Annotated in this window: 14 protein-coding genes; 9 read left to right on the forward strand and 5 right to left on the reverse strand. The window is 63.9% G+C overall.

Annotated elements, in window-relative coordinates; genetic code table 11:
• The first annotated feature begins 14 nt into the window (after nucleotides 1–14).
• The 8 genes from DESPR_RS17330 (at nucleotide 15) to DESPR_RS10625 (ending at nucleotide 9,418) form a co-directional block, all read left to right on the forward strand.
• Nucleotides 15–2,519, forward strand: coding sequence for a sulfide/dihydroorotate dehydrogenase-like FAD/NAD-binding protein (locus tag DESPR_RS17330; RefSeq protein ID WP_015724813.1), 2,505 nt, complete (start codon nucleotides 15–17; stop codon nucleotides 2,517–2,519).
• 37 nt (nucleotides 2,520–2,556) lie between these two features.
• Nucleotides 2,557–4,005, forward strand: coding sequence for an NADPH-dependent glutamate synthase (gltA, locus tag DESPR_RS10595; protein WP_015724814.1), 1,449 nt, complete (start codon nucleotides 2,557–2,559; stop codon nucleotides 4,003–4,005).
• Between the two features lie 290 nt (nucleotides 4,006–4,295).
• Nucleotides 4,296–4,805: an O-acetyl-ADP-ribose deacetylase gene (locus DESPR_RS10600; protein ID WP_015724815.1), complete on the forward strand. Its 510-nt coding sequence runs from the start codon at nucleotides 4,296–4,298 to the stop codon at nucleotides 4,803–4,805.
• Entirely contained in the window at nucleotides 4,802–5,266 is a 465-nt protein-coding gene (locus tag DESPR_RS10605) for a gamma-glutamylcyclotransferase family protein (protein ID WP_015724816.1), read from the forward strand. Before DESPR_RS10600 ends, DESPR_RS10605 begins: the two co-directional genes overlap by 4 nt.
• Before the next feature lie 61 nt (nucleotides 5,267–5,327).
• Nucleotides 5,328–7,022 carry a hydantoinase/oxoprolinase family protein gene (locus tag DESPR_RS10610; protein ID WP_015724817.1) on the forward strand — a complete coding sequence of 565 codons (1,695 nt, stop codon included), beginning with the start codon at nucleotides 5,328–5,330 and terminating at the stop codon, nucleotides 7,020–7,022.
• 49 nt (nucleotides 7,023–7,071) lie between these two features.
• Nucleotides 7,072–8,388, forward strand: a complete 1,317-nt coding sequence (locus DESPR_RS10615) for a histone deacetylase family protein (RefSeq protein WP_015724818.1) — start codon at nucleotides 7,072–7,074, stop codon at nucleotides 8,386–8,388.
• Nucleotides 8,389–8,429: 41 nt separating this feature from the next.
• The gene (gene lepB / locus DESPR_RS10620) at nucleotides 8,430–8,927 is read left to right on the forward strand and encodes a signal peptidase I (RefSeq protein WP_169701586.1); all 498 of its coding nucleotides are present in this window, start codon (nucleotides 8,430–8,432) and stop codon (nucleotides 8,925–8,927) included.
• A complete protein-coding gene (locus DESPR_RS10625; RefSeq protein WP_043769974.1) occupies nucleotides 8,924–9,418 on the forward strand; it encodes a hypothetical protein in 495 nt (164 codons plus the stop codon). Before lepB ends, DESPR_RS10625 begins: the two co-directional genes overlap by 4 nt.
• Nucleotides 9,419–9,423: 5 nt before the next feature.
• Here the strand turns inward: DESPR_RS10625 and DESPR_RS10630 are convergent, their stop codons facing one another.
• Nucleotides 9,424–10,344, reverse strand: a complete 921-nt coding sequence (locus tag DESPR_RS10630) for an AEC family transporter (RefSeq protein WP_015724821.1) — start codon at nucleotides 10,342–10,344, stop codon at nucleotides 9,424–9,426.
• A gap of 171 nt (nucleotides 10,345–10,515) precedes the next feature.
• Nucleotides 10,516–11,034, reverse strand: a complete 519-nt coding sequence (locus DESPR_RS10635) for a putative periplasmic lipoprotein (RefSeq protein ID WP_043769977.1) — start codon at nucleotides 11,032–11,034, stop codon at nucleotides 10,516–10,518.
• Here DESPR_RS10635 and DESPR_RS17335 point away from each other — a divergent pair.
• A complete protein-coding gene (locus DESPR_RS17335) occupies nucleotides 11,033–12,013 on the forward strand; it encodes a metallophosphoesterase family protein (protein WP_015724823.1) in 981 nt (326 codons plus the stop codon). The two genes, DESPR_RS10635 and DESPR_RS17335, sit on opposite strands and share 2 nt — an antisense overlap.
• 16 nt (nucleotides 12,014–12,029) lie before the next feature.
• Here the strand turns inward: DESPR_RS17335 and DESPR_RS10645 are convergent, their stop codons facing one another.
• The 3 genes from DESPR_RS10645 to DESPR_RS10655 form a co-directional block, all read right to left on the reverse strand.
• Complete coding sequence (locus tag DESPR_RS10645) at nucleotides 12,030–12,533, reverse strand: GNAT family N-acetyltransferase (RefSeq protein WP_015724824.1); 504 nt, start codon at nucleotides 12,531–12,533, stop codon at nucleotides 12,030–12,032.
• Nucleotides 12,530–14,428 carry a heavy metal translocating P-type ATPase gene (locus tag DESPR_RS10650; protein WP_015724825.1) on the reverse strand — a complete coding sequence of 633 codons (1,899 nt, stop codon included), beginning with the start codon at nucleotides 14,426–14,428 and terminating at the stop codon, nucleotides 12,530–12,532. Before DESPR_RS10650 ends, DESPR_RS10645 begins: the two co-directional genes overlap by 4 nt.
• 62 nt (nucleotides 14,429–14,490) lie before the next feature.
• Entirely contained in the window at nucleotides 14,491–14,763 is a 273-nt protein-coding gene (locus DESPR_RS10655; RefSeq protein WP_015724826.1) for a metal-sensitive transcriptional regulator, read from the reverse strand.
• Between the last annotated feature and the right edge of the window lie 147 nt (nucleotides 14,764–14,910).

Genomic DNA, 14,910 nt, shown 5'->3' on the forward strand with positions numbered 1-14,910 from the left:
CATAAGGAGAGTGCATGGGCAGCATCAGTTTGACCATTGACGGCCGCATGGTCGAGGTCGAGAAAGGGACCACGGTCCTCCAGGCCGCCCGCCAGGCGGGCATCACCATCCCCACCATCTGCGACCACAAGGACCTCAACCCTTACGGCGCCTGCCGGATGTGCATCGTCGAGATCGAGGGCGTGCGCGGGTATCCCACCTCCTGCACCACCCCGGCCACCCCGGGCATGCAGGTGACCACCCAATCGGAGCGGTTGACCGAACTTCGCAATCGCACCCTGGAGTTGATGTTTTCCGGCCATCCCAACAGCTGCCTGGTCTGTCCCCACCGCGAGGCCTGCGAGCAGTACCGGCCCAAGGCCACCAAGGCAGCCCGCTCCACCCGCTGCGGTTTCTGCGCCAACCGCGACGAATGCGACCTGCGCGCCATGGCCCTGCGGGCGGGCAGCCGGGAGTTACACCTGCCCACCCTCTATGCGTCCTACAACCTGGAGCGGGACGACCCCTTCATGGACCGGGACTACAACCTGTGCGTGCTCTGCGGCCGTTGCTGGCGCATCTGCGAGAAGATCCATGGCCAGCCCGCCATCTCGATCATCAACCGGGGCAAGTGGGCCCGCATCGGCACCGCCTTTGACACCAGCCACGTCCACTCCGGTTGCACCTTCTGCGGCGCCTGTATCGACATCTGTCCCACCGGCACCCTCACCGACCGCTTCGCCCGCTGGCACGGCAAGCCCGAGCTGGAAATGCCCTCGACCTGTCTGCTCTGTAGCGAAGGCTGTTCGGTGGTGGCGCAGAGCAAGGAAGGACAACTGCTGGCCTACACCATGACCGGATTCAACCGCGAATCCGGCCTCTGTGCCCTGGGGCGCTTCGGCGCGGCCCAGATCGTCAACTCCAACCAGCGACTGATTCGGCCCCTGGTGCGGGAGGGCGAGGACCTGATCCCCTATGATTGGGAAGGGGCCATCCAGGCCGCGGCCGACGGCTTGCGCGGCTGCGTGGGGACGACTGCGCTGGTGATCAGCGCCACCACCTCGCGCGAGGACCGGTTCCTCTATGCCCAGCTGGCCAGCCATCTGCAGGCTCCGCTGGTGCTCCTCGACGCTGCCGCCGATGGCGAGGATCCGGCTGTCCAACAGATCGCCCAGGACTTGAAGAACGGCACCCTGCGGGCCATCATCACCAACGGCAACCTCCTGCCCCTGGAGGCCATCCGGGCCGCTGGCTTTTCGCTGGTGATCGACTGTCTGCCCTCGCCGCTGTCCGAGGCGGCCAGCGTGGTCCTGCCGGCGGCGGTACTCAGCGAGATTGAAGGCACCTTCCGCACTGCCGGCGGCGCCATCAAGACCATGGCCGCCTCCAGCCAGGCGCCGGGCCATGCCCTGCCGGAGCGGCAGATTCTCTGTTCGCTCGGTCAGGCCCTGGGCAGTGGCGAGTTCGATTTCGCCAGTGCCGCCAACGTCACGCCGCTGATCGTCGACGACCCGGCGCCACCGCAGGTCAAAGGCCATCCCCGCGATCAGGTCCGCGACCTGCTGCCCCGCTTCCGTGGTCATCTGCTCGCCGACATTGTCCCGGCCCTGGCCGCCTTCGGCCTGCCCGCCACCCCTGCCGTACCGACCTTGGAGGTGTGCCCAGCCGGAGGTTTCGCCCTGCTGGAGAAACGGGAAATCGTGCCCAATATGCATTTCTTCAAGATCCGGGCGCCCCAGGTGGCCAAGTTCGCCCTGCCCGGCCAGTTCGTTATCCTCATGGCCAAGGAGACCTCGGAGCGTTCGCCCTTTACCCTGGTGGATTGGGACGCGAGTGAGGGTTGGATCTCGCTGGTGATTGAGGAGGTCGGCCGTTCCAGCCGTGAACTGGCCTCGCTCAAGGCCGGCGACTGTATCGCCCATGTCAGCGGCCCGCTGGGGCTGCCGTTGCCCATTGAGAACAAGGGCACGGTGCTGCTTGGCGGTGGCTGCTACGGCATCGGCGCCATCTTCCCCCTGGCCCGGGCCCTGCGTCAGGCCGGCAACCGGGTGATCTGCGCCATCGAGGCCTCCTCTTCCTATCTGCTCTACCGCCAGGAGGAGCTGCGCACGGTCTGCGACGAGTTGCTCCTGGCCACCAAGGACGGCAGCGAAGGTGTGCAGGGTGGCGTTCAGGAGCTGTTGGCCCAGGCGGTCGCGCGCGAGCCGATCAATCAGTTCATCGCCATCGGCTGCACCTTCATGATGCGCATGGTCACCGAGATCAGCCGGTCGCTCAATATCCCCACCCTGGTGGCGCTCAACCCGATCATGGTCGACGGCACCGGCATGTGCGGCGCCTGTCGCGTTTCCGTGGGCGAGAAAACACAGTTTGCCTGCGTGGATGGTCCGATCTTTGATGGCCACAGCGTGGACTGGGATGAGCTGGCCTCGCGGCGCAGCGCCTATGCCCGCCAGGAGGTGCAGGCCCTGTCGCAGAGTGTGGATCTGAACGCGCTGGTGCTGCCGTCCCAGGGCGGTGGCTGCGGCTGCGGCCGATAATTCGAGTGAATCGAGTGATTTTGCGGAGTATGCAAGCATGACAACCAACGAACCCATGGCCGAGCAAGCAGCAACCCCCAAGAAAGGCAAGGCAAAGACCCCGCGCCAACCCATGCCCGAGCAGGACCCTCGCCGTCGCCGCTACAACTTCGAGGAGGTGCCCCGCGGCTACAGCGAGGAAACCGCCATGCTCGAGGCCTCGCGCTGCATCCAGTGCAAGAAGCCAGGCTGCGTCGAAGGCTGTCCGGTCAACATCCACATCCCGGCCTTCATTAAGCTGATTGCCGAAGGAAAATTCATCGACGCCCTGCTCAAACTGAAAGAACAGACGGCCCTACCGGCGGTCTGCGGCCGGGTCTGCCCGCAGGAAAGCCAGTGCGAGGCGCGCTGCATCCTGGGCAAGAAGGGTGAGCCGGTGGCCATCGGCCGCCTGGAACGGTTTGCCGCCGATTACGCCCGCAAGCACGGCGGCGTGCCGGAGCCGGTCAAGGCCGCAGCCACGGGCAAACGGGTGGCGATTGTCGGCGCCGGGCCGGCCGGGATCACCGTGGCTGGCGAGCTGGCCCGCTGGGGCCACGAGGTGGTGATGTTCGAGGCCCTGCACCTGGCCGGCGGCGTGCTGATGTACGGCATTCCCCAGTTTCGTTTGCCCAAGGAGATCGTCCAGTTCGAGATCAACAGCCTCAAGCGGCTGGGCGTCACCATCCACACCGACTACGTGATCGGCAAGTCCGAGACCGTGGGCCAGTTGATGGAGCAGGGCTTTGACGCGGTGTTCATCGCCACCGGCGCCGGTCTGCCGGTGTTTCTTGGCATTCCCGGCGAGAATGCCATCGGCGTTTTCTCGGCCAACGAGTTTCTCACCCGCGCCAACCTAATGCGGGCCATCGATTTTCCCCGCTTTGCCACCTCGCCCATCCGCCCCCACCGAGCGGTGACCGTGGGCGGCGGCAACGTGGCCATGGACGCGGCCCGCACCGCCCTGCGGTTAGGTGCGGAATCGACCATCGTTTACCGCCGTTCCAAGGCGGAGATGCCGGCCCGCGCCGAAGAAGTCCATCATGCCGAGGAGGAGGGCGTGGTCTTCCACCTGCTCACCAATCCGGTACGGATCGTCACCGATGCGCGCAACCGGGTGACCGGCGTCGAATGTCTGCGCATGGAACTGGGCGAACCCGATGCCTCGGGCCGGCGGCGACCGGTGGCGGTCAAGGGCAGTGAATTCATTGTCCCGGCCGACACGGTGATCGTGGCCATCGGCAACCAGCCCAATCCCCTGGTGCCGCAGACCGCGCCCGAAATCGAGACCTCCAAGCGGGGCACCATCACCGCCGATCCAGTCACCATGATGACCTCCAAGCCCGGCGTCTTTGCCGGCGGCGACATCGTCTCCGGCGCGGCCACGGTGATCAGCGCCATGGGCCAGGGCAAGACCGCGGCCCTGCACATCCATCGCTACCTCATGGGCGGCGACCCGCCCCGATGAACGGGCATGGGCGGCATCCAACCAGGCTGCCGCCCGTCGTCCTCTTGTTCGCCCTTCCCTGTAGCAAACCGAAAACGTTGACATTGTCAGCGTGGTTGCGTACATTCCGCTTGTATTCCTGAACAGCGGCCGATCCCATCGCTCCCTGTCGGTGCATTGCACTGTTCACCTTCCGCGTTCGTGTCCGTATGCTCCGACACAGCCGCAACGATCGCCCAGCAATCCGCTACCCTGCCGGTGCGCCCGACCAACACCGAGGTTGCCCGAACACTGTCCACAAGGAGATTGCGATGATCCATCTGGTTGAAGCCGACATCACCACCCTGAAAGTCGATGCCATCGTCAATGCCGCCAACGAAACCCTGCTCGGCGGAGGAGGAGTCGACGGCGCCATCCACCGGGCCGCCGGACCGCAACTGCTGGAAGAGTGCCGCGCCATCGGCGGCTGCAAGACCGGCCAGGCGGTGATCACCAAGGGCTACGATCTGCCGGCCAAGCACGTGATTCACACCGTGGGGCCGATCTGGCGGGGCGGCAACAACAACGAACCGGCCCTGCTGGCGAGCTGTTACCGCAACTGCCTGGAACTGGCCGTACGGAACAACATCGACTCGATCGCCTTTCCAGCCATCAGTTGCGGCGCCTACGGTTTCCCGTTGGATGAGGCGGCCGACATCGCCGTGGACACCATTCAGTCGTTCCTCAACCGCAACGGCAAGCCGACAGAAGTCTATATCGTCTGCTTCCAGCCCAGGGCAAAATTTGCCTTTGCCGCCGCCATCCGAGGGCTGGAGGAATGAATTTTTCGTCCCCCGCGAGCACCGCCGCCATGCCCACGCCGTTTTCCCGCGATCTGTTCACCTACGGCTCGCTGATGTGCGAGGAGATCATGGCCGAGGTGGCCGGTTCTCGCTTGCCGTCCACCCCGGCAACCCTTGCCGGGTACCGCCGGTTTCTGGTCCAGGATGAGCAATATCCCGGGGTGGTCGTGGACCCGGCCGGGGTGGTGGCGGGGATGGTCTATCACACCATTTCTCCGGACAACTGGAAGCGGTTGGATCGCTTCGAAGGCGAGATGTACGACCGCCGACCCGTCACCGTGCGGTATGCGGACGGATGCGAAGCGGTGGTCGACTGTTATCTGTTCCGTCCTGAATTCGCCCACCGGCTGACCGCGACCGAGTGGGATTTCGCCGCCTTCCTCCACGACGGCAAGCAGCAGTTTCACCAGCAGTATCGCGGTTTCAAGGCGATTGACTGAGTTCCCGGCCGTACAAGGCCGTTGCCGGATCGCCCAACCTCCCTCCAGGCAAGGAGTTGCCATGCGCATAGGAATCGATATCGGTGGCACCCACACCGATGGCGTGCTCATCGACGGCTGCCGGCTGATCGCCGCGGCCAAGGCCCCCACCAACCACGACAATCTGCTCGCATCGATCACCCAGGTCCTGCACACGGTCCTTGCCGGCCAGGACCCCGCCCGGGTACGAACCCTCAACTTGAGCACCACCTTGACCACCAATGCCATCGTCACCGGCAAGACCGATCCGGTGGGCATGCTGGTGGTCGGTGGCCCGGGAATCGCGGCCAAGCATTACCGCATCGGCGATCATTACCACCAGATCTACGGCAGCCTCGACCATCTGGGCACCGAGACATCAAGCCTGGATGAACAGGATCTGGACGAAGCGATCACCGCCTGCCGCGATCAGGGGGTGAAGTGCTTTGGGGTGGCCTGTAAATTCTCGCCGCGCAATCCGGCCTTTGAAAACCGCATCCGCGAGGAACTGGGCGATCAGGCCGACTTCATCACCCTCGGCCATCTGGTTTCGGGCCAGCTCAACTTCGGCCGCCGCATCCACACCGTGTACTACAACTCGGCGGTGTGGCGCACCTTCCGCAGCTTTGCCGGCGCCCTCAATGCCAGCCTCAAGGGCTTTGCCCTCGACGCCGAGGTCAACATCCTCAAGGCCGATGGCGGCACCATGCCGATCGCCCGCGCTTTGGACGCGCCGGTGCAGTCGATCTTTTCCGGGCCGGCCGCCTCGGTGATGGGTATCCTGGCCACCTGCCCGGCAACCGAAGATTTGTTGATGCTCGATATCGGCGGTACCACCTCGGACATCGCCTTGTTTGCCGGTGGCGAACCGCTGCTGGAGCGGGAAGGCATCGCCATCGAGGACCGGCCCACCCTGGTGCGGGCCATTCATGTGGAATCGATCGGCATCGGCGGCGATTCGCTGATCCGGGTGGTCGATGGGGTGGTCACAACTGGGCCGGATCGGCTCGGTCCCTGCATGGCCGCCGGCGGGTCGGCACCCAGCCTGATGGACGCGCTCAACGTCCTCGAACTGGCGGCCTTTGGCGAGGTGGAACGCTCCCGCGAGGGGATACACGCCCTGGCATCGGCCCATCAACTGGACAGCACTGCCCTGGCCGAGCAGGCGGTGGACGCGGCATTGGCCACCATCGGCGCCAAAATCGACACCCTGGTGCGCATGGTCAATACCAAGCCGGTTTACACCATCCACGAAATTCTCGAGGATCGGGAGATCAAGCCGCGCAAGCTGATCGTCATCGGCGGACCGGCCGCGGTATTCCAGGAACTGCTCGCCAAGCGACTGGGCATGGCCGTTGAGGTTCCGCCCCTGCACGGCGTGGCCAACGCGGTCGGCGCGGCCCTGACCCGCACCACCAGCCACCTGGCCCTGACCGCCAACACCGCCCGCGGGCAGCTGTCGGTGCCGATGCTCGGCATCTTCCGTACCGTCGCTCGCGGTTACAGTCTTCAAGAGGCCACCAGCGAGGCCAAGAGCCTGTTGCGTGCCGATCTGGACAAGGCGGGCGTGTCCCTGGCCGACGATGACATTCAGATCACCCAGGCGGATGCCTTCAACATGGTGGAAGGCTCGTACACCGCCGGAAAAAACATCCGGGTAGTGGCCCAGGTGCGGCCCGCGGTGGTGGCCCGGTTGGCCGGCGATTCTGTTCCCGTCCGCCTTGCCGGCCAGCCCTGACAGCCGCCATGCCCTTCTCTCCGCAACCTTCAGCCCCACAGGTCACCTCATGCTGAAAGCCACCTCATCGCTCGGCGTCATCTTTTTCCCCGCCTTTGACTGGGCCATCTCCCCCACCCATCCCGAACGGGAGGAGCGCCTCCTCTACACCCAGGACCAGTTCCGTGAGGAAGGCCTCTTTGATATCGAGGGCATCGACGAATATCGTCCCCTCTATGCCACCGACCAGGACATCATGCGCGCCCACTTCTGCTTCCCCTCGGTGGAGGCGGTGTGTACCGAGTCGCACCGCATCTCCGCCGGCGGCGCCATTCAAGCCGCCCGCCTGGTGCTTGAGGGAGAAACGCGGCGCGCCTTTGCCCTGGTCCGTCCCCCCGGCCACCACGCCATGAAGGTGGTGCACGGCAACCGGGGGTTCTGCAACATCAACATCGAGGCAGTGATGGTCGAATGGATCCGCGAGCACTACGGCCGCAAACGAATCGCCATCGTCGACACCGACTGTCACCACGGTGATGGCACCCAGGACGTCTACTGGCACGATCCGGACGTGCTCTTCATTTCCCTGCATCAGGACGGCCGCACCCTCTATCCTGGCTCCGGTTTCCCCCACGAGAACGGCGGCCCGCGCGCCCTGGGCAAGACGATCAACATCCCCCTGCCGCCGCGCACCTCGGATGCCGGCTACCTCCATGCCATCGAAAACGTGGTCCTGCCGATCCTGGCCGATTTCAAGCCCGACTTGGTGATCAACTCCGCCGGCCAGGACAACCACTACTCGGATCCGATCACCAACATGCAGTTCTCGGCCCAGGGCTATGCCCGGCTCAACGAGCTGCTCAAGCCCGACATCGCCGTGCTCGAAGGCGGCTACTCGATCAAGGGTGCCCTGCCCTACGTCAACCTTGGCATCTGCCTGGCCATGGCCGGCTGTGACTACTCGGCAGTGCGCGAACCGGATTACAACGCGGCCGCCCTGCGGGAAGATCCGGACACCATGGAGTACATCAAAAACAGCTGTCCCCATCTGTTGGACGGCTATTTTCATCCGGCCGAAGGCGATTTCGATAAGCAGGGCGCGTACTTCATCCGTGAACGCAAAATCTATTACGACACAGACGGCATTCTCGAAAAACAGCGCGAGGAACTCAAAGACTGCGATCACTGCCGGGGCCTGCGGCTGATCAAGACCAGCTCCAGCCATCTGCTGCCCTGCCTGGGCGTGGAGCTGCCCATCGACTGCTGCCCGGCCTGCGAGCGCGAGGGGTACGAGGCCTTCGAGAAGAGCAGCACGAAGGACTATCTGGTGACCCAGCTGCTCGACCAGAAAAACAAGCAGTTCCGCTACCGATCCAGCGGGGACTGAACGGAATGCCGCAGGGCACGGACACGGACACGGATATTCCCATGGCTGACTCCCTGCTGCGCCGCTTTTTCCTGCCCAAGCCCAACCGGTTTTTTCTCCTCCGTCTGTCGGCGGTCGCCCTGGCGACCGTGCTCTTTTTTACCCAGGTGCTGATCCCCCTGCGGATCGAGGGTTACAGCATGGAACCCACCTACCGCAACGGGACCTTCAACCTCTGCTGGCGCTGGCGCTACCTGCTGAGCGAGCCCCGGCACGGTGATGTGGTGGTGATCCGCTTCGCCGGCCGTCGGGTGATGCTGCTCAAACGGGTGGTGGCCCTGGCCGGCGATTCCGTGGCCTTCCGTGAGGGCGTGCTGCTGATCAATGGCCAGCCGGTGACCGAACCCTACGTGCGCATGCGGTCGAACTGGAACCTGGAACCGCGCACCGTGGCAGCGGGCAAGGTCTACGTGGTGGGCGACAATCGCGGCGTGCCCATCGAGCGGCACCATTTTGGCCAAGTGGACCAGGAACGGATCATGGGAGGTGTGCTGTGGTGAACAAAAAAACCATTGTTCTTGGCCTGTTGCTCGTTGTCGCGGCCGTTGTGCTTGTTGTTCGTCTCTGGCCAAGCGACGAGCGGGCCATCCGCAAGCAACTGGCCCTGATCGAGGAGGCCGGCTCCAAGGAGGCCTCGGAACAGCCGCTGGAATCCCTGCTCAAGGCCAAACAGCTGGCCGCGCTTTTTCACGATCCCTGCGAACTGATTGTCGAGGCGGTCACGTATCACGGCCTGTATTCACGCAAGGAGATCATGGATCGCATCAACTTGGTGCGCGCCAATTACCGGACGGCGCGGGTCAGCCTGCACGACGTGACCATCGCGATTCCCGGGGACAACAACGCGGTGGTCAACTGCACCATACGTCTAAGCGGCGAGGGCAAGGGGCAGCCGGTGGCCGATGTCCAGGAACTGCGCGCCGAGCTGCGCAAGATCGAAGGCGACTGGCTGTTGACCCACGTCACCCTGATCGAGGTGCTGGAACGGTAGCCGCCTCAACCGCTGACCAGCAGCACCAGGGCCATGGAGGCAAAGGAAAGCAGGGTCGAAAGGACGATCACCGCCGAGGCCAGTTCGGTGTCGGAGTTGAGCTGCGAGGAGAGAATATAGATCGCGGTCGAGGTGGGCAGGGCAAAAAAGAGCATGCTCACCTGCCACGCCAGGCCGGTAACGCCGAACAGCCACAGGAAAAACAGTCCCACCAGTGGCAGTGCCAAGAGCTTGCATCCGGCAGCGGCCAGGGCCAGTCCCATGTTGTCGCGAAGATTTCGGCTGGTCAGGCTGCCGCCGATGGAGAACAGGGCCAGCGGCAGGGTCACCTGGGACATCAGCTTGAGGGTGTTGTCGATCGGGCCGGGAAAAAATCCGACCAGGCGGGAATAGGCAATGCCGCCGACACAGGCGAGGATCAGCGGATTGGCCAGCAGGTGTTTGAGGGTGATGAACAAACGTTCGCCGAGCCGGCCGCCATCACCGCCATACCAGATAAGAATCGGCACACAGAGCAGATTGATCAGCGGAATGAGCAGGCCGATGAGCACGCCGTACAGCTGGGCTCCAGGCCCGCCAAAGGCGTTGAGAACGACCGCCATGCCGATGTAGGTGTTGAAGCGGTAGCAGCCCTGATTGAAGGATCCGGCCTGGAACGCGCGCACCGGCCAGTGGCGGATGATCAGCAGGCTGAGGCCGCATACCGTCACCACCGCCAGGGCCGAGGCCGGCAGGTAGCGCCAGTTGCCATCGAACAGCAGCGGCGCCGAGCCGATCTTCCAGAACAGCATCAGGGGAAAGAAGACAAAATAGACCAGTTGGTCCGAGGTGCGATGAAAGGCAGTGTCGGTTATGGCGAAGCGTTTCACAATCCAGCCGAAAACGATCAGGGCCAGGACCGGAAAAAGGGCGTTGAGCAGGATCATGGGTGCGGTGGGGTGCGATGAGGTTGTGGTGGAAACGCTGTGCTCACGGCTGGCATTGTTCCCCATCCGCCCCTGGCGGGCAATCGGATTTTTCCCACGCCGGCCAGATTGTTTCCTTGCTCCCGCCGCCCCCTGACGCCGCGTTCACGGCCATCGGCCAGCGCGGGACAATCACCGTGGCAGCGGGCCGTCGTCATTGGGCTCGCCGCACCTTCTGCCCATGAACGAGTAGGGTTGAAAGACCTCCAAGACGTTCGGTTCAGGCATGCGGATGATGTTGAAGATGTTCGGAGAATACCAGACCCCAGCCCGCCGGCCATCTGGAGCGAGGATGACGCCGCCGTAGTAGTCGCAACCGCCGTATCGTTCGCCCCGGTACCACTGCAGCCAGCCGTTCAACCGCTGTTCGGACATGTCGATGTGTGCCCAGACCCGGGTCTGGAGGGTGAAGCGGTTGTCGATGGCGATAATCGATTCGGGCGCGGTTATGGAACCGAGATAATAATAGCTGTGTTCCGGAAACAGCTGGCCGGCTTCAAACGTCTGCTGCACGGCCCGATCAATCTCCCATTTGCCGCCCGGAACAGGGGCGGCACAACCGGTCAGGAGCACGGCGGCCAGCAAACAAAACAATAACCGCATCATGACATGATGGTGCATGCCGTCCTCTCGTTGCTTGGTCTTGTGCATGAACAGTTCCTCCCTCCATCGTCCCCTGCTTTTCCTCTTCACCCCGTTCCTCCTGCTCCTGCTTTTCGGCCTGCTCGCCGGTTGCGGCACGTGCAGGCAACAGACCCCGGAAAGGGGGTATCATCACCTGCTCGTCCTCGGCGATCCGCATCTGCCGGGAACCAATCTACCGCAGAAAGAAAACATTATCGATACAATCAACACCTGGGAGGATGTCGACCTGGTGGTTGCCGTGGGCGATATTTGCGATGTGTACGGCACCGAGGCCGAATACGCGGCGGCCGGGGCCTTTTTCGCCAGGCTGCGCAAGCCGCTGGTACCCATCGCCGGCAACCACGACTACATCTATGCAACCCCCACAACCGCTTCCGGCGGCTACCTCACCGGCTCGCCCGCATCCCAACAGGCAAAGCTGCGTATCTTTCGCCAAACCTTCGGCCTGCGGCATCTCTTTTCCAGCAAGACGATCGGTGGCTACCATGTCCTGTTTCTTTCCACCGACCATCCGAGTTTTGCCGCCGGCATCTCGGAAAGCCAGCTTGACTGGCTGCGCGGCCAACTCTATCGCCACCGGACCACGCCGACCATCGTCTTTTTCCATGGACCGCTCAAGGGGACGCAACATGCCTTCAAGCACTACGTCAACCGGCCCCAGGCCATTGCCCAGCCGGCCGAGATCCTGCACACGATCATCACCGCCAACCCGCAGATTTTCCTCTGGGTCTCCGGCCACACCCATACCCCGCCGACTGAGACGAGCTACGCCGATCCCATCAACCTCTACGCCAACCAAGTGACCAACATCCACAACATGGACATGAAGCGGGAGACGATCTGGACCAACTCGCTGCTGCTCTATCCGGACCGGGTGGTGGTCAAAACCTATCGCCACAACGACGGGGTGTGGCTGGCGGAACTGGAGCGCACCATCCGGCCGCCCCGGCTGCGAACCATGCGGGAGCACGAGGCAAAGCGGTGAGCGCGCGACAGCGACCTCACCCCTGGCTGCCGACCGTTTTGTCCATGAACACCAGCTCAACCTTCGGCCCGGCCTGCTGCCGTCGCCGCATCTGGTAACCGAGCTGGCGGTACAGCCGGATGTTGTCGGTACTGCGGCTGCCGGTGAACAGCTCGAACCGGGCCGCGGAGGTGCATTGGGCCTCGATGGCCCGCATCAGGGCAGAGCCGATCCCTTGACAGCGGACCTCGGGATGGACGATCAACCGGCCGATGCACCAGATCTCCTGCTCCTGACGGGCACGCACCGAGCCGACCAGCTGGCCGCTTAGGGTTGCCTTGAGCACCAGGCTGGCGGCGAATTCCCGTTGCAGTTCCTCGAGGGTCTGCACCAGGGGCGGCAGGGCCCAGTCGTCATACAGCTCGGCCTCGGTCCGGAAGGCAAGCCGCTGCAGGGCAAGAATGGTTGCGCAATCGGCCACGGTGGCCGGTTCGATGACCAGGGAATTGCGACTGACTGAGTGATTGTCCGCGTCCATCATCGCTCCTCCCGAAAAAAGCCGATACTCGCCGACGAGAGCACCACCAGCACCGAGCCGACGTTGTGGACCACCGCGCCCATGATCGGAGTGAGCAAGCCAAAGGCCCCAGCCAGCACGGCAACGAGATTGAACACCAGGCCAAAGGCGAGGTTGAGCTTGATGATCAGCAGCATTCGCCGTCCCAGGGCGATGAGCAAGGGCAGCTTGCCGATGTCGTCGCCCATGAGGGCAATATCGGCGGTCTCCAGGGCCACTTCGGTGCCCCTGGCGCCCATGGCGATGCCGGTGTTGGCGATGGCCAGGGCCGGGGCGTCGTTGATGCCGTCGCCAACAAAGATCACCCGGGCGTTGTGCTGTTGCATGTCACGGATAATGGCCAGCTTGTCGTCGGGTTTCAGGCCGGACCAGCGGCGGGTAACGCCCACCTCCTGGCCGACCAGATCCACCGAGTGCTGATGATCGCCGGAAAGGATACCGATTTCCCGCAACCCCACCTGCTTGAGCGCGGCCACGGTCCGGCCGGCCCCGCCGCGTACCCGGTCGGAGACGCTGAGCATGCCCAGCGGCTGTTGGTCACGGTAGACCAGCAGTGGCGTGGCGCCGCGCTGTTGGATGGCGCTCAGCTGCGGCTGCAGAGCCGCAGGCACGGCGGCCAGCCCGCCGTAGAGAGAGACGCTGCCGACCTCGACCAGACGGCCATCGACCCGGCCGCGCACGCCGAGGCCGATCTCGGTGAACAGATCGCGGGCCGCGTCGATGGTGATTTGGGCATAAAGGGCCGCCTGCATCACGGCCCGGGCCAGGGGGTGGGAGGCGTTGCACTCGACGCTGGCCGCTTGGTGGAGCAGTTCGTCGCGGTCAATGCCCTCGGCCGGGATGATCGCGTCGACCCGTGGATTGCCTTCGGTGAGGGTGCCGGTCTTGTCAAAGAGGATGGTGTCGGCTAGGGCCACGTTTTCGATGTGCTGGCCGCCTTTGACCAGGATGCCGGCGCGGGCCGCCCGCCCGATGGCCGCCACCGTGGCCGTGGGCACGGCCAGGATCAGGGCGCAGGGGCAACCGACGATTAGTACCGCCACCGCCCGGCCGAACTCACCGGTGACGATCCAGGCCAACAGGGCACAGCCCAGGATCAGCGGCGTGAAGAAACGGGCAAAGCGGTCGATGAAGGCGACGGTCTGCGGCTTGTGGGTTTCGGCCTCGGCAACCAGCTGGATCACCCGGCCCAGGGTGGTATCGGCGCCGACCTTGTCCGCCCGGATCCGGAGCACGCCGTTGTGGTTGAGGGTGCCAGCAAAGACCGTATCGCCCACCCCTTTCTCCCGGGGCAAGGGTTCACCGGTGACGGCCGATTCGTCGATGGCCGAGCTGCCCTCGATCACCTGGCCATCCACCGGCACCTGGTCGCCGGGTTTGACCAGGAGGAGATCGCCCGCGCAGACCGCCTCGATCGGGACCAGCTGTTCCCGCCCCTCCCTGAGCACCAGGGCCTTTTTCGGCGCCACCTGGATCAGGGCCTGAATCGAGCGACGCGCCGATTCGGCGGTGGCTTCCTCGATCAGGGCACCCAGTACCATGATGGTGCTGACCACGGCAGCGGTGAGCAGCTCGCCGTTGAGCAGGCAGGCGATGATGGCCAGGGCCAGTAGCTCGTCGACATTGACCCGCCGTTCCAACAACCCCCGAACCGCGCCGACGATCACCGGCAGGCCGTTGATGGCCACCGAGGCAAGGATCAACCCCTGACTGATCAAGGTTTGCCGGTGAAATTCAGGCACATAACGGCCAAGGAGAAACCCGGCCAAGGCCAGCAGCGCACCGCAGCCCACCTTGATGAAATCTCTGCTCTGCAGCAGTTCCTCGTAGACGCCCAGTTTGGTGAAACGACCTATCATGTTGCTTGCTCCTTATGTAGCAGTCGGCCGGTCAGCACCGTGCCGGAGAGTGTTTCTTTCGTTCAGCGGATCTTGCCCAAGTGGTCCATCAACTCGTCGATCAGCTTTTCATCGTGATCAGCGATCGATTTGGCGATGCAGCCGCGCAGGTGGTCGCCGATTACCTGGGTCCAGACCCCGCGCAGGGCACCGGTCACCGAATTGATCTGGCGCAGCACCTCGATGCAGTCCCGATCCTGCTCCACCATGGCGGCCAGGCCGCGCACCTGCCCTTCGATCCGCCGCAACCGCTTGACGATCCGCTCCTTGTCCTGATCCGTTCCGCACAGACTCATCGCTCCTCCTTCCTTGCTTTTTCCAACCTCTATAGACTATAGGGGTACACCCTATATCAGCTAGACCTGTATAGCTGCCGCAAACAGATCGTGCAAGGCTTTTCTTACGATCCTTTTTCGCGAGCATGGCTCGCTCCTACCCAGCAT

The sequence above is a fragment of the Desulfobulbus propionicus DSM 2032 genome (assembly GCF_000186885.1).
In the GTDB taxonomy this organism is placed as follows: Bacteria; Desulfobacterota; Desulfobulbia; order Desulfobulbales; family Desulfobulbaceae; genus Desulfobulbus; species Desulfobulbus propionicus.